Here is a 19,868-nt window from a genome sequence, read left to right as displayed (position 1 = left end):
CACGTATTACCCGAGGACTCGTTGTCCGGGCCAATTTGGCTTGGATTGATTGGCTACGCGGCTTTCTTGGTCTCTTGCACCGTCTTAGCCTGCGCCTGGAGTGCCTTCAAGCGCTCCTTCGCCTCCTGGGCGGAGCCCGTCTTGCGACCGAGTGTCTTCTGAATCAGAACTGTCAGCTTGCTCATACTCGAAAGTATCGGCAGGCAGGTCGTGGGAATGGAGGCGGATCGGGTCGCCAGCCAGGCTCATGGCGGCGGGAATCTCGGGGCGGGTATCGGTGAGCGCGGCGCTGGGAGCGAGCGGCACGGCGGCATCGAGCACGCTGCCCAGGACACGCAGAAGCAAGCGCCGGGCCCCTTCTTCGCCCCCCAAGAGGGTACGGACACGAACGGCTTGCTCAGGAGGGAGGTCAATGGTAATACGCACGGCGAATTATACCGTCAGTTATGGAGATAGCACGGACAGAAGCGGCGGCCCGGCTCCGGGCGGCGGTGGAGAGCGCGGCGGGCGGGCTCATCGAGCGCGAGGCAGTGGCGGAGGCGATTGCGCTCTGCGCGGTGGCGGGGGAGCACTTATTGCTCATCGGGCCACCCGGAACCGCCAAGTCAGAGGCGGCGCGGCGCATGGCACAGACAATCGGGGGAAGCTACTTTGAGTACCTGCTCGGGCGCTTCACCGAGCCCAGTGAGCTCTTTGGCCCCATCGACCTGCGACGCCTGCGCGAGGGGATTGTCGAGACCGAGACCCGCGGGATGCTCCCCGAGGCGGAGCTGGCCTTTCTCGATGAGATCTTCCTCGGCTCGACCGCGATCCTCAACACGCTCCTGGGCATCCTCAACGAGCGGCGCTTCCGGCGGGGAAGCACGCAGCTTACGGTGCCGCTCCGGCTCTGTATCGGGGCGTCCAACGCCCTCCCCGACGAAGGCGCGCTGGCGGCGTTTGCGGACCGCTTTCTCGTCCGGCTCTTTCTCGATCCCGTGGGCGACCCGCTCCTGGAGGACTTGCTGGAGCAGGGCTGGAACCGACAGAGCAGCGCGAGTGCGCCCCTGGCCTCCCTCGCCGACCTGGACCTGCTGAGCGCGGCGTGCCGCCAGGTCGAGCTGGCCTCCGTACGTCCCACGCTGGCCCAGGCGCTTCGGACGCTACGGCAAGCGGGCATCACCCTCAGCGACCGACGGGCCGTTCGCACCCAGCACCTGATCGCTGCCGCCGCGACCCTGGCTGGACGCACCGAGGCCACCCCCGCCGATCTCTGGCCGCTGGTCTATGCCGTGCCGACGTGGGAGGAGCAGGCGCTCGCGCGGGAGGCACTGCGCCCCCTGCTGGTTGCAACAGAGAACGCGGCGCTTCCCCACGCCGCGGAGGAGGCATCGCTCGGGCCGCTGGCGCGGGCGCAGCGGCTCTCGGGGGGCATTAAGAAGCTGCTCGCCGCCCCACCCGACGAGCCCGCGGCCCTCGCGGCTTGGAAGCTCCGCCTGGAGGGAGCGCTCCGGGAGATCGACGCCAGCTTCGCCCCCGAGCGCCTCCCCACCGACCTGGCTCAGCTCCGCCAGAAGCTGATCGAGTGGGTACGGGTGTGAGCGTGGCACTGGAGTGGGTCACGCGCGAGCCCCCGCTCGCCCCTGCGGGCCTGGTCGCCCTCGGCCCCGATGTGGCCCTGCTCACCGAGCGCCTCGCCCGGCTGGATGCCAGCGTGACGGAGCGTCTACTCGCTGTGACTTCCCCCCCCCTAACCCCCGTCAAACGGGGGGACAATAAGGAATCGGATTCCTTGTGTTCCCCCCGCCAGGCGGGGGTTAGGGGGCAACTCCCCCTCCTCGCACTCCTTGGCCCGCACGACTGGCTGCCCTGGAGCCCTGGGGTCCTCTACCTCGCCCCCGAGCCGCTCGTGCCGACCCTCTACCTCCCCACGACCCAGCGCCCCACGCTCCCCCCGGCCCTTGTCTTGGCCGCCCTCACCCGGCGCTTCCCCGAGCTACGTCCCCCGCTGGCACTCTTGCCAACCTGCTGCTTCTCGCTTGCGGAGGCGGGAGCTTTGGCATCCCTCCAGACATCCCTCCCCCCGGCCCCCTCCCTTCCCCTGAGACCCGACTTCGTCGGGGGGAAGGGAGGGGGAGTCAGAGGGGGTGGGTTCCCCCTGGACACTCCCCCGCCTCGTCCCTCGGCACCCCCTCTCCCTCTCCTCCCACGGAACGTGGAAAAAGAGGGAGAGGGGGTCGCGGAGTGAGGAACGAACGAAGCGGGGGGAGTGTCGGGGGGAGTACCCAAGTGAGTGCCCCCCTCCCGCCTGCCCTTGCCCGCTGGGCCAGCCCCCTCGCGGTGCTCGATCCCGTGCTCGCCAGCGCCTTGGGCCCCCTGTTGGTGCGCCTCGCCGCCGCGCTGGGGCCGCTCGGGGGGCAGACGCGCAAGGGCGGCGACGAGCCCGATGGCTACGCGGGGCTCACGCGGCGCGGGAAGCTGGAGCACCTGCTCACGAGCGAGTGGGGCCTGCTGGACACCGCGCCCGACGAGTTCCTGCGCCGCCTGAGCCAGGGCGAGCTCTCGTTTCTGGAGCCCGAGCGCAAGGCCCAAGCGCAAGAGCGACGCTGCCTCGTTCTCTTTGACTGCGGCCCGGAGCAGCTAGGGGCACCGCGCCTCGCCCAGCTCGCCGCGTGGATCGTTCTGGCGCAGCGGGCCAGCGCCGCCGGGGCGACCCTACACTGGGCGAGCCTGGACAGTGAGCCAAGCGAGAGCGCCCTGCACACCGGCTTCGACGAAGCCACGGTGCGGACGTTTTTATGGGCACGCACGGTCATGCAAGCTCCTCCGCGTCAGCTCTACGCCTGGCGCAAGCTTGCAGAAGAGGCGCTTGGCTCCCCCGACGAGCTCTGGCTCCTAGGCGGCGCGCACTGGCTCGATGTCCCGATGACACGCGGTGTCCAGCTACTCGTCACCGAAGAGACCGACGATGGCGAGGCGCTGGCGCTCACGCTGAGGCCGTCGGGGAAGAGGCTCCAGCTCGCGCTCCCGCCCCCCGAGACCCAGATTCGCCTGCTCCGCGACCCGTTCACCCCCGTCGGTGCACGCCCCGGTAAGGCACGCGCCGCGCACCGCCAGGCAGTCGGCGCACTGGTCTGGCTTCCGGGGGCAAAGGCGGTCTGTGCCCGCGATAGCGCCGATTCGGGTGTCCTGGTCTACCCCATCCCCACCAAGCTCGGCGCCTCGCTCGGCCCGCCCAAGCTCTACCAGCAGCACTACGGCCGGATTCGCGCTATCGGAGGCGGCCCCAACGCGATCTTCTGTGTGGCGCGGGTCAACAACCAGCTTGAGATTCGCCTGCTCAAAGGCAGCCTCTCCTCTCTCCCCACCGGCAAGGTCACCGTCAGCGAGGAGTCCCTCCGCCGCCTCAACGAGGCAGGGATGGAGCTTCTTCCAGCGACTCTCTGGCTGCAAGACATGCCACAGGTCATGCTCTGGCTGGAGAAGCTAGGGGCATCGCTCATCCTGGAGTTCCGTACCAAAAGGGAAGACGGTAAGATTTGCGACTACTCGTGGAAGTCCCAGCGGGCGGCTCTCTTGCTCTCCCTACAGACATCGCTGATGACCAAGCTCCTCCCCTACGAGCCCGCCCAGCTAATCGACGTCCAGGGGACGGTCCTGGCAAGGCTGGGCGAGAGCTACGAGAGCGCACTTCTCTTCGCGGGCCCATCACCCAAGGAGTCCGTGGTGGTGAAGCGCTCAGAGGGGCGGTGGTACCTGCCGCTGGAGAGCAAGGACCTGGCGTTCCCAGAGCTCGATCCCGACGACACGGTGCTGGGGGCGACCTACTTCGGAGGTCAGGTGCGGCTCGTGACCCTGAGCGAGGCGGGGCGAATCGTGCGGCTGGTGGGGCTGGGCGGCACCAAGACCCTCACGGGAATCGGGGGGAAGCTGGTGAGCGCGGCGCTCTCGCCGGACCTTCCTCTGCTCGCCGCCCTGCGCGAGAGCGGCGATCTGGTGGTCTGGGACCTGGAGACCAACTCACGCCGCTGCCAGTTCCACGGGCCGCGCGACGATTTTGAAGCCCCGGAGGGAGCAGGTACATGACCCCCAAGCAGCTTGTCCACCGTGGCACGGTCACCGCCGCAGCGCTTCTCTTCGAGACGGCCGTCCTGGGCGAGGACGAGGCACAGCGGCGGATTCTGGCGCTCTGGGAGCCGGGCGTGCGGGTCAGCCAGACGGAAGACGGGGCGCTCCTGGTGATCCTGGCCAGGCCGAAGGCGCTCATCGCAGAGACCGCGCCGGGGCTACCGCTGGTGCGCGAGCGTGGCCACTTGCTGGGCCTGCCCCTCACCAAGGCGGCGTGCGAGGCGCTCGCCCCGCCTCCCGAGAGCCTGATCTTCGCCGAGCGCGGGCGGGTCGTGGTCGTGGCCCTCGCGGAGCTTACCCCTGTGGAGCCCGCGGACTGGCTGGCGCTAGAGACGCTCGCCGTGATCCCGACACAGCCGCTCGTGCCCCCGCCCCCCGTGGTCACCACCGCCATCCTTGAGGCGCTTCCCCCACTCAAGGCCACGCCGCTGGTCACCCCCAACCCCGCCCTCACGGCCCAGAAATCGTCGCTGCTGGACGCCCTCAACCAGCCGCCGTCGCAGACACCACGCCCGCGCCGCCTCCTGGAGGACCTCTCCCCGCTGGAGCAGGCACGCTGGCGCCTGACCTGGTGGTTCCGCGACCTGCGCAAGTCGGTGAGCAACGCGACGACCGACCGCCTGCGGGAGACCATCCGGGAGCAGGTCTTCTCCCCCGGCCAGCTTGAGGCGATCTCCCGCCAGAACGCCGAGTACCTCAGCCAGATGCTAGCGCTCTTTGAGCAGGGCAAGTGGCACGAGGCCCTCCAGCACGCCATCCCCCTGGGCAAGCCGGGCGAGAACGACGACACCCCGACGGGCATCGGGGTGCTCCGCCCCCGCTCCGAGCTGGCGATCCGCCCCACTCCTACCCGCGCGGACTCGTCGCTGCCCTGGACCGGCCTGCACGATGGCTTCAAGCAGCTCTACCGGGAGGCGGTCGAGCGGCTCAAGAACGAGGGGCGCTTCGATGAGGCGGCCTATGTTCTTGCGGAGCTTCTCCGGGAAGACGAAGAAGCGGTCTCGTTTCTCGAGCGCCACGGCCAGCTCCGCCTCGCCGCCGAGCTGGCAGAGGCACGCAAGCTTCCGCCGTCGCTGATCGTCCGGCAGTGGTGGCTGGCCGGCGAGAAGGAGCGCGCGATTGCTCTGGCACGACGCCACCAGTGCTTTTCGGAGGTGATCTTCCGCCTGGAGCAGAGCAGCCAGCGCGCCGCGGCGGAGACGCTTCGGGTGGAGTGGGCCCAGCTCCACGCCGAGTGGGGCGACTACGCCCGCGCCGTGGCCACGGTGGACCCCGTTGAGGCCGCGCGCCCACTCGCCAAGCGCTGGGCCGAGCTCGGCGCGACACAGGGCGGGGTTGGGGGGGCGCAGCTCCTCGCCCGTTTACTGCTCTGGAGCGAGAGCGCCGAGGAGTCCGAGCCCTGGCAGGAGCAGGCACGCGCCCTGCTCAAGGCCCCCGGTGCCGCCCGAGAGCGGGAGACCCTGCTCACGGTCCTCTTCACGCGCACCACCCAGCCCGCCGCCCCTGCCCTGATTCCCCTCCTGCGCCTCGGGCTACGCGCCGCCCTCGCCGACCATGGGAGCGGGAGCGTGACTCTTCCTGCCAACACCGCCACGACCTGGGCGCGCAAGGCGCAGCTCCCGGCGCTGGAGGCCGACCTCCCGAGCCTCACTCCCAAGCCCCCCACGCCGCTTCTCGACCGCACCGAGCCCCTTGAGATCCGTATCGAGGGCGGCGACACGGGCACTGTCCCGATTGTCGATGCCGCCGCGCTCCCCGACGGCCGCACGCTCGCGGCACTGGGCGAGGCGGGGGTCTTGCTCCTGAGCCACGAGGGGCGCATCCTGCACCGCTTCGAGCTCCCGGCGACCTCGCTGGTGGTGGGTCGGACCGGCGCACGCGCGGTCGCGCTGGCCCACCGCGACGAGAGCCAGCGGGTGCATGTGCTGGACCTGGGAACCCGCAAGGTCACCGACTGGGGCGAGCTCTCGCTGCTCTGCTGGGAATCCGAGCTCCACGATGGCCTCTGGCGGGTCGCACGCAACGGTCAGCTATTAGAGCTCGACACGCTTGCCCCCCAGCCCAAGGCGCTCACGACGATCGAGACCGGCGACCCCGTGCTCGCCCTTGGCCCGGATCGGAGTGTCCTGAGCCTGAGCACCCAGACCAGCGAGCCCTTCCTCTGGAACGACGCCCGCCCCACGCTGCGGCGCGCCCTGCCCTTCCAAGGCGGCACCTTTGACTTCTTCCACGACAGCTTCTTCTGGCTGGAGACGGAGTCCGATGCGATGAGCCTCTTTGGCGACGAGGTGGTGGTTCTCCATGCCCAGGTTGGTGCTCTAGAGCGTAGCTGTGTCCTTGGGGAGCCCGGCGACACACCCGTGGGGCTGGCCGTTGTCTCGCTGGGACGCGCGGCCCTCACCCTCAGCGCCCTCCGGGACCCGCTGGGGATCACGGTGCTGGGAACCCACAGTGTGTCGGGAGACTTCAAGGTGCCACAGCTCCAGCTCCGGCTCTCGGGGGCGGAGCGGGTGCGCCTGCGGGCCACCCCCGATGCCCTGACGGTCGCGGACTCCCAGGGCCGACTTCTCGTGATTCATCCCACCACCGGCCAGCTCGTGCGCGATCTGCGGGTTCGGCTGTAAACTGCGCCCATTATGTCTATGAAACCTCAACGGCAGATAACCCTGCGCTTCCTCGCGGAGCCCACCGATGTGAACTTCGGCGGGAAGGTCCACGGGGGCGCGGTGATGAAGTGGATCGACCAGGCGGGCTATGCCTGCGCCGTGGGCTGGAGCGCCCACTACTGTGTGACGGCCTATGTCGGGGGGATTCGCTTCGAGCGCCCCGTGCTGATCGGCCACGTGGTCGAAGTAGACGCCAAGGTGATCTACACGGGCCGCACCAGCATGCACCTGGCAGTCGATGTCTCGGCGGGCGACCCACGCTCGGGCACTGTCTCCCCCACCACCCACTGCCTCATGGTCTTCGTGGCCGTGGACGATAGCGGAAAGCCCGTCGCCGTGCCCTCCTGGACCCCCGAGACCGACGAAGACCGCACGCTGGAGCGCTACGCCACCCGCATGATGGAGCTGCGCCAACAGATCGCCAATGAGGTTCAGGGCCTGAAAGTCCCTGCCTAGGCCGCGCAAGCGCGAAGCGGGCCGAGCCCGCGAAAGCGATCATGAACGAGCCCGAGATGACGAACGCGGAGCGCTGGCTAGACCTGCGCGCTCGCTGCGAAAAAACCATCGCAGAGTTCGCTATGTTCGAGATGCCCGAGGATGACTACTGTACGAAGCTACGCCGACTGCTCCCGCTCATCACAGAGCTCGAACAGCGTCCCAAGCTTCGCTGGCTTATGCCCCGTCAACACCATGCCGTTGTTGAGCTCTTCTGGCCGGAAACCTCGGAACGCGCCTGGGAAAATGTCGCCTATTTCTATGAAAAAGAGCCGGAGCTATTTTCGGTCACACGTACCTTCAAAGGCCAATCGCAACCAACAAAAATTCGTTACGAAGTCGTTTTCCTAGGAACAATGGACGAGGCGATTACCTTTGTCGAAAAACTCGCCGAGGAAATCCAGCCGCTCAAGCCGTAGTCCCCCCGATCAGAACGGGGGGACTGGAGAGCCTCCGGCTAGGAAGGGCGTGCCGCCCATACCGCTTCATGCCCGGAACGGGCTTCGCAGCGCCGCGCTCTCCAGTCCCGCCCCTCCAACGGGCGGGACTACCCCAGCCACCCTCGCAGTGTCGCCAAGTCCCAGCAGTTGAGCACGTCGCTTGCTTCCAGCCCCGCCCGGCGGGCGATACACAGCCCCCACGAGAGATTCCCCAGCGATTTTGTCGAGTGCGCGTCGCAGTTGATCGCGATCTTCACCCCCGCCGCCTTGGCCTTCTTCACGTGCTCGTCGCACAGGTCCATACGCTCGGGCGACGCGTTGATCTCCAGCGCTTTCTTATGCTTCGCCGCCGCCGCGATCACGGCGTCGATATCCAGCGGATAGCCCTCGCGCTGGCCCATGATCCGCCCGGTCGGGTGCCCGAGAATGTCCACGTGCGGGCTGGCAAGCGCCGTGCAGATACGCTGCGTCATCGCCGCCTCGTCTTCTTTGTAGCGCATGTGGACACTCGCCACGACAATATCCAGCTTCGCGAGAACGTCGTCGTCCATGTCCAGCGTCCCGTCTTTGAGGATATCCACCTCCAGCCCCGAGAGAATCGCCAGCCCCCGCGCCGCAAACTCCGGGCGCAGGCTCTCGATCTCGTCGAGCTGCGCCAGCACGCGCTCCCGGCTCAGCCCATTGGCAATCGCCAGCAGCGGTGAGTGGTCGGTGATCGCGAGATATTCGTAGCCCCGCTCCAGCGCCGCCTCCGCCATCTCGCGAATCGACGCCGTCCCATCCGACCAGGTCGTGTGCTCGTGAAGCTGGCCCTTAAAATCCGCCTCCGTGATGAGCTTAGGCAGCTTGCCCGCCTTGGCAAGCTCAATGACATCCGGCCAGTCCCGAAGCTCCGGCTCGATAAAAGGAACATTGGCAAATGCAAATGCGAGTCCTTCGTCAGATGCAATTTCTAGGTCGTCTACATCTGTCATATCAGTGAGAGTCTGAGTAAACGCCTCTGGTCCAGTAGCCAATAACTCAGTATCCCCCCAACCATAAGTCCCTTTTCCTGCGACAACAATACACTCAACACGCTCCGGTAACGCCGGTAATTCAATACCAAACTCAGGAGCAAACACACAAAGAATAATTTTTTCGACGCTTTCACAACCGCGCCGTAGCTCTCCGGCGATCTCAACCCGCTCAACGCCTTCGATCTTCCGTAGCTCAGCCGCAAGCTTTTCAGCCAGTGGCAAGGCCCAGCGGCGCGGCATCTTCTCGTTGAGGCGCTTCCAGGCTTCGATTTTCTCCAGCAGCTTTGTCTCTTTGGCCGCTCCAAACCCGGCGACGGCTCGGACGCGTTGCTCGCGGCAGGCGGCTTCGAGCGCCTCGACACTCGTGACCTCCAGCGCCTCCCAGAGCGCTTTGGCGGTGCGCGGGCCGACTCCGGGAACACTCGCCATTTTCACGACGCCCGTCGGCACCGAGTCCTTGATGCGCTCCCAGATCGCGGTGGTGCCCGATGCCAGAAAATCGGCGGTCTTGCTGGCGATGGCCTCACCAAAGCCGGGAAGCTCGCGCAGCTTGCCGTGGGCGTGGATGGTCGCGAGGTCGTCTTCTAGATCGTCAATCGTCTCCGCCGCGACGCGGTAGGCGCGCACTTTGAACGGGTTCTCGCCCTGGATCTCCAAAATATCCGCGATGGCCTCGAAGCGCCGCGCGATCTCGTAGTTGGTCATGGAGCGATTTTACCTTGTTGTCCCCCCGCCGGGCGGGGGTTAGGGGGTAGAATCCCCCCATGCCAACGCTGACCGTCTTCACCGCCCCCCGCGAGCGCCCGATCCGCCGGGTCGATACGCCGCCGTCCACACCGAGTGCCACGTTCACCGGAGCCGCGCGGCCCGGCGAGTTTTTCGTCTTTCAGATCGCGCTGGTGGCGAGCGAGGGCGGCGGCGCGGTGGGTTTTGTCTCGGGCGCGCTTGGGGCGATTCCCGCAAGTGCGATGCGCTGCCTGAGCCTCGGTGGCATCGACATGCGGGGCAAGGCGTTTACCAAGCAGCTGACACTCAAGCCGGGCAAGACACAGGTGCTCTGGGTCGGGGTGGACGTGCCCAAGTCGGTGCGGGGCCGGTGCGCGGGAACAGTAACCGTCACCGTGGGGGCGGAGCGTGTGCCGGTGGAGATAGTACTCACTGTCAGCGGCAAGCCCCTTGACGACCACGGCGACTCGGTGGCGGCGAATCTCTCCCGCCTGCGCTGGCTGGACTCCACGGCAGGGGCGGAGCGAACCGTTACCAAGCCGTTTCTGCCGGTGCAGGTCTCAGGCTCGAAGATCAAGGTGCTCGGACGGCAGCTGACGCTGGGCAGCGAGGGGCTTCCAAGCCAAATCGAGAGCGCCTTCAACGGCAGCAACACCAAGCTCGGGAAGCTCACGCCGCTCCTCGCCGCCCCGATGCGCTTAGAGGTCGAGACCGCCAGCGGCCCGCTACGCTGGAGCCCGGCGGGGCGCATGAGCCGGAGCCTCGGAGCCACCGAGACCCTGGCACAGTGGGACTCGGTAAGCCAAGCCGAGGGGCTCTCGCTCCTGGTCACGGGCCAGCTCGACTACACCGGCTCGGGCTCGCTGACGCTGCGGCTGACGGCACACAAGCCCACCGACGTGCGGGAGCTCGCGCTGGTCGTCCCGCTGCTCCCCGAGCGGGCCAAGCTGATGATGGGCCTCGGCAAGCAGGGCGGCACCGCGCCCAAGAGCTGGAGCTGGAAGTGGGACACGAAGAAGCACCAGGACGCGCTCTGGCTGGGCGAGGTCAATGCGGGGCTGATGCTACGTCTCAAGGGGGCAAACTTCCGCCGCCCGCTGGTCAATATCTACTACGGCTTCCAGCCGCTGAACTTGCCCGAGAGCTGGGGCACCGGCGGGGTCACTGTCGAGAACGGGACGATCCGCGCCTTCACCGGCCCACGCACCCTCGCGGCAGGTGAGAGCAGGGATTTCATCGTGGACTTCTATCTCACTCCCTTTAAGCTCCTCAACACCGAGGCGCAGTGGCACGACCGCTACATCCACCTCGGCGGCTCCAAGTCCCCCGAGCCGCACGAGAAAGCGGTCGCGGAGATGGACGCCACACGCGGCCCGAATGTCCTCAATGTGCACCAGGCGACCTTTTTCTCCCCCTACATCAACTACCCCTACGCCGACGCATCGTTTAGCGCCCTGCAGAAACTCACCCAGGCGGCGCATGCGAAGAACACCCGGGTGAAGGTCTACTACACCACCCGCGAGATCACGCAGAACATGCCCGAGCTGATCCCGCTGCACAGCCTCAGCGGCGAGGTGATTGTCGCCGGGCCAGGCAAGAACGCCAAGACCCTGCTCCATCCCAACGGCCCCCACCCCTGGCTGACGGAGAACCTGGGGGAGGACTTTATCCCCGCCTGGCAAGACAAGGTCGGTGGCCCCTACGCCGAGCTGGACCTCTCGGTCATCACGACCCCGGACTCGCGCTGGAACAACTTCTATCTGGAGGGCCTCAAGTGGCTCTGCGAGAAGGCGGATATCGACGGGGTCTATATCGACGATGCCGCGCTCGATTCCCACAGCCTCGCCCGCGCCCGGCGGATTCTGGATACGCGCCCCAAGCGCCTGATCGACTTCCACACCTGGAACCACTTCAACGACTGGGCGGGCTACGGCACCAACCTGGTGATCTACCAGGAGTTCCTGCCCTACCTCGACCGCCTCTGGATCGGGGAGGGCTTCCCCGCCCGCGACGCCGCCCCAGACTACTGGCTCACAGAAATGAGCGGGATTCCCTTTGGCATGATGTCGGAGATGCTCGACGGTGCCCATCCCTGGCGCGGCCTGCTCTTTGGCGAGACCGCCCGCCTCCCCTGGTCCGGCGATCCCCGCCCGCTCTGGAAAGCCTTCGATGACTACGGCATCCAAAACACCGAGCTGATCGGCTTCTGGGACGACGCTTGCCCCGTCAAGACCAGCCACCCCGATGTCCGCGCAACCGTCTACCAAGCCAAAGATCGCCTGCTCATCGCCCTGGCCAGCTGGGCAAAAACCGATGTCGCCGTCACGCTCACGCTCCCCAAGACCATCCAAACCCTCCACGCGGCCGCCATCCCGAACTTCCAGCCCGAGGCAAGTTATCGGTCAGGAGAGCTGATCTCGATTCCCGCCGGGAAGGGGCTGTTTCTGCGCGCCGCCCCATGAAATGAGGCGTCTGCAGTGGCCTGCGGCCGCGAAGCCCGTTCCGGGCTGAGATGGCTATTTAGGCCCGTGCCGCTAGCGCAAAAAGGAGGTGTCCCATAGCGGCGCGTTTGGTGTCAGTTTGTGCTGGGGAGCACCAGGTCTCCCAGATTCGTGGGAGGGCTGTGAGACCAAGCTGCTCTAGCGATTCCCTGCGAAGCGTTCGGAGGTAGCCATTCTCTTCGTGATCCAGAGAGTCCCGGTGCTCCAAGAGAGCGTCCACAGCCCCAACGCTCGCATGGGCACCCAAGGCACGAAGGAGGGCACACTTCACCAAGTCAGCCTGCTCTCCTTCAACACAATTCCACTGTGCCATCAGGTACGAAACCGATTGCTCCGCACGGAACTTGGTCTCCAGCACCTTGGCAATCACCGCACGAATCTCCTCAGACTTGGAGCCCGTCGCCTGGCCCCATCTCTCATAAAGGCGCTCTGGTGATTCCTGAGCAAAGAGTTCTTCAAGAGCCCCTTTAATACCAGCGTTGGTGTATAGACGTTGCCTCTCAACGTGTTCCCAGCGCTCCAGCAGTCCCGCAAGCACAGCTTCATTCCCAATCCGTCCTAAGACGCAGGCGATGGTATAAAGCAAAATATCGGTGTTATAGTCATGCCGCCGCCTTTGAGACAGAGCCACAAAGTAGTCCCACTTGTCAAAGAGTAACGTAATAGCGTTGTTCCCTCCCAGATTGCCTATCGCACGAAGGACAGATACAGAGAGATCCCTCTCCGCCTGAGCAGTGTCCCAGCGTTCCAACAATGCCCCAACACCGCGCGGATTTCCCAGCTCCCCTATCGCCGATGCAAGTGCCTCTTGGAGGGTAATGGCCCCCTCGCCTTCGGCGGCATCCCAGTATCTCAAGAGTATATCAAGGTGAGTACTATCGCCCAAGGTGCCCACGACCTCTGCAATGGCCCGCTGCACGGCGTGAGCCTTCTCCCCCTCCGCACTTTCCCATCGCACCAGAAGCGCAGGGACCGCCGTCTGATCGCCAATCTTCTGCAGTGCTCCCGCCAGAGCAACTTGTATCCGCCAAGCAGTGTAGCCCTCAGCACGATCCCAGCGCTCAAGGAGAACTGCAACGGGCTCCTTGACAAAGAGCCTTTCCAGTACGCTAGCCAGCTCTTGTTGCACGTGCCAGTTGGTCTCATCCTGAAAGCGGCTCAGTCTCTCCAGCAGAGCATCAATATCGGAGTACTCGGCGCGCTTGCCAAACGCCTTGGCAATAGCGCTCTGTACATAACCAGTTCCCTGTCCAGTCGCGGCATCCCAGCGAGCTAAAAGCGTATCCTCAGGCTCTTGCGAAAAGTAATCCGTTAGTGCCTTCTCTATGGCATTGTGCAGCCCCCATGCCCCTTCGCTAGGAAGCTGTGCGAGCCACGCCAGAAGGACTTCCACGGGCTCGCGCCCGCACAGCGCCTCCAGTTGGAAGTGCCGTCCTGCCGCAACCTCAGAGGGTTTTGCGACTTTAAGAAGCGACGCCAACGCGCCAGGCTCACCACTATCCGCCAGCGCCGCAATGATCTCTTTATGGAGCTCCTGAGCCTCTCTGCCCTCTCGGTGGTTCCAGCGTGCCACCAGTGCCTCCACCGCCTCTAGACCACCGATTAGCCCCAGTGCCTCCGCGATTCCACACTCCATCGCAAGGGTATCGTCACCCTCTAAGTTATCCCAAAGCACCGTGAGTAGCCCAATCGCTTGGGGCTGCCCCAGAAGCCCGATGATACGGGTGATTTTTCTCTGGATCACCCAAGGACAAAACTCAACCACACTCCCCCACTTCTCTTTCAGAAGAGCAAAGGCCCAGTCCGTGGCCCAGGTGGCAAGCTGTGGATGTGTAGAGTCCCGCAAAGCCCGAAGCCCCACTTGTGGAACCTGGTACAAATCGGAGCGGCTCCAGAAGTTCTCTAGGAGCCGCTCAAGAACCTCACGGCGAGCATCCGAACGGCGAGCGAGAGCCTGCATGCCCAAGTCCGCCAATGGAGTCACTCGCACAAGCGCGCCCAAGAAGCTCTCCGCAACCTCCGGCTTCAGCAACATCACAGCCTGCAAAACCGACTCCCGAGAAGCGGGATCAAAGAGAATCCACGGCACCTCTTCCTGCACAAGCGGATGCCCCTCACGCTCCCAGAGCCGCGCCAGGTTTTCTGCAGAGTCCATCCCCACAACCATACCCCAAACAAACCTCCCCAGGCCCGTTTACGGGTCTTGCCGCAACAGCAGGCCCATTTATGCGCCTGAAGGAAAAGGAAATCCCCCCGTCGCCGCCGAACGGTAGCGGCATGAGCGATGAGAAAACAACGGACGATTACGCGCTGAAAGCGAGCGTCCAGCAGCACGTGGCCGCGCCGGAGCTGCCCTACCTGCCCCCCAAACCCAAGCATTACTCCCCCAAGATCGGGCTCATCGCCTGCGGTGGGATCACCCAAGCGCACCTCAGCGCGTACTCGGCGCAGGGCTACAACGTCGTGGCCCTCTGCGATGTCGATATCGAAAAAGCCGAGAAGCGCCGCGCCGAGTTCTACCCTGAGGCGCGGGTGACCACGGACTTTGCGGACATTCTGCGCGACCCCGAGATCGAGGTTGTGGACATTGCGTCGCACCCGCGTGAGCGCCTGCCGCTGGTGGAGGCGGCGCTGACGGCCAAGAAGCACGTGCTCTCGCAGAAGCCCTTTGTGCTCTCGCTCGACGACGGCGAGCGGCTCTGTGATCTGGCGGAGGCAAAGGGGGTAAAGCTCGCCGTGAACCAGAACGGGCGCTGGGCACCGCATTTTTCGTATATCCGCGAGGCAGTGCAGGCCGGGCTAATCGGCGACGTGATCTCTGCCCATGTCGGGGTGCACTGGGACCACACGTGGGTGAAGGGCACGGCGTTTGAGAGCATCTACGACCTGGTTTTCTACGACTTCGCCATCCACTGGTTCGACTTTGTGAGTACGCTGATTCCCGGCAAGGCACGCTCGGTCTATGCCACCCGCGCCCACGCCGCGGGACAGACCATCGGGCCACCGATGCTGGCGCAGGCACTGGTGCAGCTCGACGGTGGCCAGGCATCGCTTATCTTCGATGCCCATGTCAAGCACGGCTCGCTGGACCGGACGTTTGTCGCGGGCACCGACGGCACCCTCACCAGCACCGGCCCCGATCTCGGCACGCAGACCGTGACGCTGACCACAGCGGCGGGGGTCGCGACACCAGAGCTCACGGGGACGTGGTTCAACGATGGCTTCAAGGGCACGATGGGCGAGCTGCTCTGCGCCATTGAGGAGAACCGCGAGCCGCGCAACTCTGCACGTAGCAACCTCGCCAGCCTCGCGCTCTGCTTTGCAGCAATTGCCAGCGCCAATGAGAACGCGCCCAAAATAGTCGGCGAGGTGCGCCAGCTCCCCGCGGGAAGCGCACCCGGCGTGTGAGCACGAGTTTGCGAGGGATTGAAAATCCCTCGCTGAAGGCAACAAGTTGCCGGACGCCCTCACGGGCGATTCACCGTCCGGCAGGACGTTCGGCGCGAAGCGCCTCTAGCGAGGAATTTTCAACTCCTCGCAACTCGCAACAAAGCGCTGTAAAACCAAGGAGATTTCATGAGTTTTCCCCGTGTCGCGGTCTTTGACGAGAGAGACTTTCCCACCTACGGCGTCAGCGCCCAGCTCACGCCGCGCAACCTTGTGCACGATCTAAAGGCCGCAGGCTTCGAGGCCGAGCTGCTCGATAGCACCGCCCTTGCCGATACCAGTCGGTTCAATGCCCAGCGCTTTGCGGCGCTGATCCTGCCACAGGGCAACACATTCCCCAAGGTGGCATTTGCGAACCTGCGCCGGTTCCACCAAGACAAGGGCTCGCTGATTACGTCGGGGATTCCCTTCACGCACCCCGTGATTCGTAAAGACGGCGCGTTTGTGGACACAGGCCACGAGGACGCGCCCGCGCGCTTTGGCGAGAACGGAATCGGTGTGGGCGGGTTTGCGGGGCCGGGCAAGACGACTGCTCCGGCGACCATCGCGACCGGCGACCCGCTGCGCCTCAAGGGAATTGTCACGGAGACGCCGCTCCCGCGCCCGGCACCGCAGTGGCTCGATCCGAAGTCGCTTCCCCAAGGCGTGCGCCTCATCCCCGCCCTCGGCGATGCCGCGCGGCCCTTGGTGGCGCTGGTGGTGCATGAGAGCGGGCCGTTTGCGGGCGCCGTGGATGCCTGGACGTTTCGTCTCGGCCAGCGAGACAGGGAGGGCTACGAGAGCCAGCAGCTCGTGGTCCGTGCGACAGTCGCCGCCCTTGCCCAGGCGGGAAAGCTCAGTGTCAGCGAGACGACGAGCGCGTTTCGTCGCCTCGATGCCCTGCCGCGCCCGGCGGTCTATAGCGATGTCGTCCTGCCGACTGTGCCCCGGCGCTACTCGACCTTCCAGCCCAAGCTGCCACCGCCCGCGCGCCAGCTTCATGTGGCTGATATCCGCAAACTCACCCCCGATGAGAAAGTGTTCCTCTTCTCGCTCCAGGGCCTCGTCAACCGCACCCAGCCGCGTATCTACTTCCTCACTGACGACGACGACACGCTCTGGCTCGACGAGCTCCAGCGGCAAGGCGCGACCGACAAGCCGCTCATGGTCAGCGATCCGTTCTCCTTGCTGGAGACCTTCAAGAACGAGTACCGCGGTGCCGTGGTCTGTGATCCCAAGGTCTACGCGTCACCGTGCGTGGCGGTGACTCTGGCCGGCCAAGAGAGCCTGCTGGTCTGCAAGACGCCCGCGCTGGCGAAGCGCCACAAGCTCGCGATCAAGACCGACCTGCGGGGGAAGTTTGCCAATAACGCCGCCGCCCTGCGCTTTATTCGCACCAAGCTCATCGCCAAGCAAGACCCGTATCTCACCTGTAGCCTCGATCCCGTGCGCTTCGACCAGGGCGGGCTGGACCATCTGATCGCGTCGAAGGCGTCGGTGTTCTGGATCACCGGCCCGAAGGCGGCGCACCTCCCGGGCGCGGACATGGCGGCGGAGCTGGAGGAGCTGCGGGCCTATCTCGCCAAGCTCCCGCTCGGGGCCGTGGTGCGCGGGTTCTGGTGGCACGGCGATGGGATGGGGCTGCAAGAAGACGATGGCGTGGCGCTGGGGAGCCGCTTTGGCAAGATCACGCTGGTGAGCGACCTCATCACCAATCTCTCGGTCCACAGCGGTGTCCCGGCGGCCACGCTCAAGCAGAAGCCACGCCCCGCGCCGCCCAAGTTCGACCCGACCAAGGTCTATGTCTGCTTCACCATGAGCGACGGCGACAACCTCTGCACCTGGCGCGGCTACTTCCGGCGCTACTTCGAGGACCCTATGCGCGGCCAGATTCCGGTCGGCTGGGGCATGGGGCCAACCCTGATCGACCTCGCCCCCACCTGGGCACGCTGGTACTACGAGCACGCCACGGAGAACGATGAGTTTATCTGCGATGTCTCGGGGGTCGCCTATATCTACCCACCGTCGTGGGGCACGGCACTGAGAGACCGCGACGCCGCCTTCCGCTACTTCTACGGCCGCACCCAGGAGTACATGGCGAAGATGGACATGAACACCGTCCGCCTGATGGATGTCGATACCGCCGATATCGCCAAAGTCGGGCCGCTTCTCCCCCAAACCACCTACCTCATGCCCGACTACGGCCACGCAGGAGTGACAAACTACCACGAGCTAACCTACACCCTCCCCACCGGCCAGAGTGTCTTCCGCGCCGCCACCAGCGGCAGCGGCCCGGAGCACTTCGCTAAGCAAATCCGGGAGCGTGCGGGTCAAAACCGCCCCGCGTTTATCAATGCCTTCATTTGGAACTGGGGCTCCAAGCTCGGGGATCTGAAGAAAACCCTAGAAATCCTCGGCGACGACTTTGTCGCGGTCACTCCCTCACAGCTCCAGGCGCTCTACAAACAATCCGGGTAGCCAAGACGGAGATCGTGAGGCTATGGGGCCTTCGGCACCATGGACGGTAAACGTCCGGCTGTAGGGCCTTCGGCCGCCTCCTCGTTCCTCGTCGGTACACGTTTTTACCGCCGAAGGCGCGGCGGAACGCCCCATTGCCCCACGTTTATCGTGCGGGAGACGAGAACAAATTCCCACGGAGTGCTTTCCCAAACACTTGCGGTGTCACCGTGAGAAGCTCATCGAGCGATAGCTCAAAGAGATCACCATTCTCCCAAGAGACCAATTCCCACGCTGGAGAGTCATCCTCCCATTGCGGCTTGATAATCTCCAGCGCATTCCCACTTGATGTGGCAATATAAGGCCATCGCGCTTCGTGCCAGCAGATCGTAAACTCGGAGCGCACCGGCCAGTCGTCAAGAGCTTCGAGACACAGCCAGAGCCTCTCTTCGACGCGGTAGAAGCCAAGAAAGTACTCATCATCGTCAAAAGCCACCAGCGCGTCGGCAGTCAGGCGTGCTTCATGGATCGTGCCCTTCTGTAGCGCAAGACGCGCATCGCTTAATGTTCGTTCGCGCGGGGGTCGCCAAGCAGTTCGCATCTCCTCCCGCTCCACTTCCCGCAGCTCCCAGGCGTGCCGCCGCTGAGGGTAGCCCCACCATAAAAACACAAGACTGAGCAGGATAACCAGGCACCAAAAGTGCAGTCGTGTGGGGTCTTGCGCCAACACGATCAAAGCAAAGAGAAGCAGTGCTGTCACACGCAGGTGAACCGTTCGCGGATGCCTCGCCCCAGGTCGGCGCTTCGGAGGTTCCGCAAGCTCCTGCTCCAGGTGAGCCACAAGGTCTTGAAGCGTATCCCGCTCATCATCGGTGAAGGGACGCTCAAAGTGCTCAATTGCCACGGCTTATTGTACACTGAACCAGCCATGCCAATTTTGGAGAAACTAACCTACTGGCCGAGCGAGAGTGCTTGGTTGGCACGTTTGGAGGCAAGCGACCTCGGGATCGCTCCTGATCCGACGCTCTGCTTTCCCCTAGAAATCGAGCTCCCTGGCACGCCCGAGGACTTTGATTCCACTCACCTCCCTTTTGTGGAGCTGGCTCTGCCACAGCTTCATGCGCTCCTTGAGACGGCCACACGCTATATCGCGGCGTTTGTACGGGAGCCACAAGAAGATTACTGTCTGGAAGGACTCTACTTTGGCGATTCCCCAGGCAAGATGGAGCTACTTCTGAGTTACAACGACGATAGATATGGGCAGTGGCGAGTTCGCTTTCAATATGTCAAGCAACGGAAGAACTTCCTGCCTTTCTATTTTTCCCGTGAGCAAATCTGAGCGAAGCGAACAGCGGCGGTGCGATATAATTTTCGCGATGGCACTCCCTGATTTTCGTGACGATGGCTGGCTCCCAGAAGGACATCATGCCATCACCTGGGACGAGTTGTGCCAAACATTTGGCGGTGAGCCCGGAACACAACGACAACAAATTCTTGAGCGCTTACTCCTCTGGCGAGACCGGGCACGCGGCCATGGTTTGAGAGGTCGCCTGTTGCTTGATGGGAGCTTTATCTCCACGAAGCTCAATCCTGGTGATTTCGATGCAATCTTCATTGGAGCAGAAGGTATCGAGGAAATCTTGGTTCAGAATCAAGAGGCCCAGCTGCTCCTCAACTACCAGGTATGCAAAGAGCTCTACAAAGCTGACCTTCTCTTTTTCTCCGAAGCCGCCCTACGCAAGTTCCCAGAGTTCTGCCGCCTAGATGGCTTCGATTTCAACAAAGATAAGAAACCGAAAGGACTAGTGGAACTAACCCTATGATTGAGACAAAAGACCAACTTGAGATCGCCCTGAACCAAATTGCGAGCTTTAAGGGTATGCAGGAGGCCATGCGCCGCCACCTCGCTGAGACCCAACCGGCTTTGATCCCCCTCGCCGCAGAGGGCTATGATAAGCAGCTTGGCCAGCTTCAAGCTGATGTCTGTGACTATCTGCTTCGTCAACGGCAGCAACACCCTAAAGCCGCGTAGCG

Annotated in this window: 16 protein-coding genes; 12 read left to right on the top strand and 4 right to left on the bottom strand. The window is 64.4% G+C overall.

Annotated features, from left to right (window positions below; all coding sequences use genetic code 11):
* Positions 1 to 84: 84 nt before the first annotated feature.
* Positions 85 to 426 carry a hypothetical protein gene (locus HNQ39_RS07400; RefSeq protein ID WP_184193303.1) on the bottom strand — a complete coding sequence of 114 codons (342 nt, stop codon included), beginning with the start codon at positions 424 to 426 and terminating at the stop codon, positions 85 to 87.
* Positions 427 to 446: 20 nt separating this feature from the next.
* Here HNQ39_RS07400 and HNQ39_RS07395 point away from each other — a divergent pair, with 20 nt between their 5' ends.
* Genes HNQ39_RS07395 through HNQ39_RS07370 form a run of 6 tightly spaced genes read left to right on the top strand, consistent with a single transcriptional unit; the run spans position 447 to position 7,687 of the window.
* Positions 447 to 1,580: an AAA family ATPase gene (locus HNQ39_RS07395; RefSeq protein WP_184193302.1), complete on the top strand. Its 1,134-nt coding sequence runs from the start codon at positions 447 to 449 to the stop codon at positions 1,578 to 1,580.
* Complete coding sequence (locus tag HNQ39_RS07390; protein ID WP_184193301.1) at positions 1,577 to 2,227, top strand: bpX5 domain-containing protein; 651 nt, start codon at positions 1,577 to 1,579, stop codon at positions 2,225 to 2,227. The genes HNQ39_RS07395 and HNQ39_RS07390 overlap by 4 nt, the downstream gene beginning before the upstream one ends.
* A gap of 41 nt (positions 2,228 to 2,268) precedes the next feature.
* Positions 2,269 to 4,065, top strand: a complete 1,797-nt coding sequence (locus HNQ39_RS07385; protein WP_184193300.1) for a hypothetical protein — start codon at positions 2,269 to 2,271, stop codon at positions 4,063 to 4,065.
* Positions 4,062 to 6,731, top strand: a complete 2,670-nt coding sequence (locus HNQ39_RS07380) for a bpX6 domain-containing protein (RefSeq protein ID WP_184193299.1) — start codon at positions 4,062 to 4,064, stop codon at positions 6,729 to 6,731. The genes HNQ39_RS07385 and HNQ39_RS07380 overlap by 4 nt, the downstream gene beginning before the upstream one ends.
* 12 nt (positions 6,732 to 6,743) lie before the next feature.
* The gene (locus tag HNQ39_RS07375; protein ID WP_184193298.1) at positions 6,744 to 7,229 is read left to right on the top strand and encodes an acyl-CoA thioesterase; all 486 of its coding nucleotides are present in this window, start codon (positions 6,744 to 6,746) and stop codon (positions 7,227 to 7,229) included.
* 41 nt (positions 7,230 to 7,270) lie between these two features.
* Positions 7,271 to 7,687 (top strand): hypothetical protein, encoded by a 417-nt coding sequence (locus tag HNQ39_RS07370; RefSeq protein WP_184193297.1) that lies wholly within the window; start codon positions 7,271 to 7,273, stop codon positions 7,685 to 7,687.
* Positions 7,688 to 7,815: 128 nt separating this feature from the next.
* On the opposite strand, the gene HNQ39_RS07365 is transcribed toward HNQ39_RS07370, so the two are convergent.
* Positions 7,816 to 9,429: a PHP domain-containing protein gene (locus tag HNQ39_RS07365; RefSeq protein WP_184193296.1), complete on the bottom strand. Its 1,614-nt coding sequence runs from the start codon at positions 9,427 to 9,429 to the stop codon at positions 7,816 to 7,818.
* Between the two features lie 59 nt (positions 9,430 to 9,488).
* On the opposite strand from HNQ39_RS07365, the gene HNQ39_RS07360 reads away from it, so the two are divergent.
* The gene (locus HNQ39_RS07360; RefSeq protein ID WP_184193295.1) at positions 9,489 to 11,912 is read left to right on the top strand and encodes a glycoside hydrolase domain-containing protein; all 2,424 of its coding nucleotides are present in this window, start codon (positions 9,489 to 9,491) and stop codon (positions 11,910 to 11,912) included.
* Between the two features lie 58 nt (positions 11,913 to 11,970).
* Here HNQ39_RS07360 and HNQ39_RS07355 read toward each other — a convergent pair whose 3' ends face one another.
* A complete protein-coding gene (locus HNQ39_RS07355; RefSeq protein WP_184193294.1) occupies positions 11,971 to 14,106 on the bottom strand; it encodes a HEAT repeat domain-containing protein in 2,136 nt (711 codons plus the stop codon).
* Between the two features lie 122 nt (positions 14,107 to 14,228).
* Between HNQ39_RS07355 and HNQ39_RS07350 the strand changes: the two genes are divergently transcribed.
* Both HNQ39_RS07350 and HNQ39_RS07345 read left to right on the top strand, forming a co-directional pair.
* On the top strand, positions 14,229 to 15,359 hold the full coding sequence (locus HNQ39_RS07350) for a Gfo/Idh/MocA family protein (protein WP_184193293.1): 1,131 nt from the start codon (positions 14,229 to 14,231) through the stop codon (positions 15,357 to 15,359).
* Positions 15,360 to 15,527: 168 nt separating this feature from the next.
* Positions 15,528 to 17,855, top strand: coding sequence for a GxGYxYP domain-containing protein (locus HNQ39_RS07345; protein WP_184193292.1), 2,328 nt, complete (start codon positions 15,528 to 15,530; stop codon positions 17,853 to 17,855).
* Between the two features lie 145 nt (positions 17,856 to 18,000).
* Here HNQ39_RS07345 and HNQ39_RS07340 read toward each other — a convergent pair whose 3' ends face one another.
* Positions 18,001 to 18,738: a hypothetical protein gene (locus tag HNQ39_RS07340; RefSeq protein ID WP_184193291.1), complete on the bottom strand. Its 738-nt coding sequence runs from the start codon at positions 18,736 to 18,738 to the stop codon at positions 18,001 to 18,003.
* A gap of 24 nt (positions 18,739 to 18,762) precedes the next feature.
* Between HNQ39_RS07340 and HNQ39_RS07335 the strand changes: the two genes are divergently transcribed.
* From HNQ39_RS07335 to HNQ39_RS07325, 3 genes are read left to right on the top strand one after another with little or no spacing between them, the layout of a single operon-like run.
* Complete coding sequence (locus tag HNQ39_RS07335) at positions 18,763 to 19,173, top strand: hypothetical protein (protein ID WP_184193290.1); 411 nt, start codon at positions 18,763 to 18,765, stop codon at positions 19,171 to 19,173.
* 37 nt (positions 19,174 to 19,210) lie between these two features.
* Positions 19,211 to 19,657: a DUF6932 family protein gene (locus HNQ39_RS07330; protein ID WP_184193289.1), complete on the top strand. Its 447-nt coding sequence runs from the start codon at positions 19,211 to 19,213 to the stop codon at positions 19,655 to 19,657.
* On the top strand, positions 19,654 to 19,866 hold the full coding sequence (locus tag HNQ39_RS07325) for a hypothetical protein (protein WP_184193288.1): 213 nt from the start codon (positions 19,654 to 19,656) through the stop codon (positions 19,864 to 19,866). The genes HNQ39_RS07330 and HNQ39_RS07325 overlap by 4 nt, the downstream gene beginning before the upstream one ends.
* Positions 19,867 to 19,868: the final 2 nt, after the last annotated feature.

It is taken from the genome of Armatimonas rosea (assembly GCF_014202505.1).
In the GTDB taxonomy this organism is placed as follows: domain Bacteria; phylum Armatimonadota; class Armatimonadia; order Armatimonadales; family Armatimonadaceae; genus Armatimonas; species Armatimonas rosea.
This window is presented reverse-complemented; position numbering and strand designations above follow the sequence as displayed.

Bases quoted from the DNA above. Each gene is read 5' to 3' on its own strand.
- HNQ39_RS07395 (WP_184193302.1), top strand. From the start codon at position 447: ATGGAGATAGCACGGACAGAAGCGGCGGCCCGGCTCCGGGCGGCGGTG.
- HNQ39_RS07380 (WP_184193299.1), top strand. From the start codon at position 4,062: ATGACCCCCAAGCAGCTTGTCCACCGTGGCACGGTCACCGCCGCAGCG.
- HNQ39_RS07375 (WP_184193298.1), top strand. From the start codon at position 6,744: ATGTCTATGAAACCTCAACGGCAGATAACCCTGCGCTTCCTCGCGGAG.
- HNQ39_RS07370 (WP_184193297.1), top strand. From the start codon at position 7,271: ATGAACGAGCCCGAGATGACGAACGCGGAGCGCTGGCTAGACCTGCGC.
- HNQ39_RS07365 (WP_184193296.1), bottom strand. From the start codon at position 9,429: ATGACCAACTACGAGATCGCGCGGCGCTTCGAGGCCATCGCGGATATT.
- HNQ39_RS07360 (WP_184193295.1), top strand. From the start codon at position 9,489: ATGCCAACGCTGACCGTCTTCACCGCCCCCCGCGAGCGCCCGATCCGC.
- HNQ39_RS07355 (WP_184193294.1), bottom strand. From the start codon at position 14,106: ATGGACTCTGCAGAAAACCTGGCGCGGCTCTGGGAGCGTGAGGGGCAT.
- HNQ39_RS07350 (WP_184193293.1), top strand. From the start codon at position 14,229: ATGAGCGATGAGAAAACAACGGACGATTACGCGCTGAAAGCGAGCGTC.
- HNQ39_RS07345 (WP_184193292.1), top strand. From the start codon at position 15,528: ATGAGTTTTCCCCGTGTCGCGGTCTTTGACGAGAGAGACTTTCCCACC.
- HNQ39_RS07335 (WP_184193290.1), top strand. From the start codon at position 18,763: ATGCCAATTTTGGAGAAACTAACCTACTGGCCGAGCGAGAGTGCTTGG.
- HNQ39_RS07330 (WP_184193289.1), top strand. From the start codon at position 19,211: ATGGCACTCCCTGATTTTCGTGACGATGGCTGGCTCCCAGAAGGACAT.
- HNQ39_RS07325 (WP_184193288.1), top strand. From the start codon at position 19,654: ATGATTGAGACAAAAGACCAACTTGAGATCGCCCTGAACCAAATTGCG.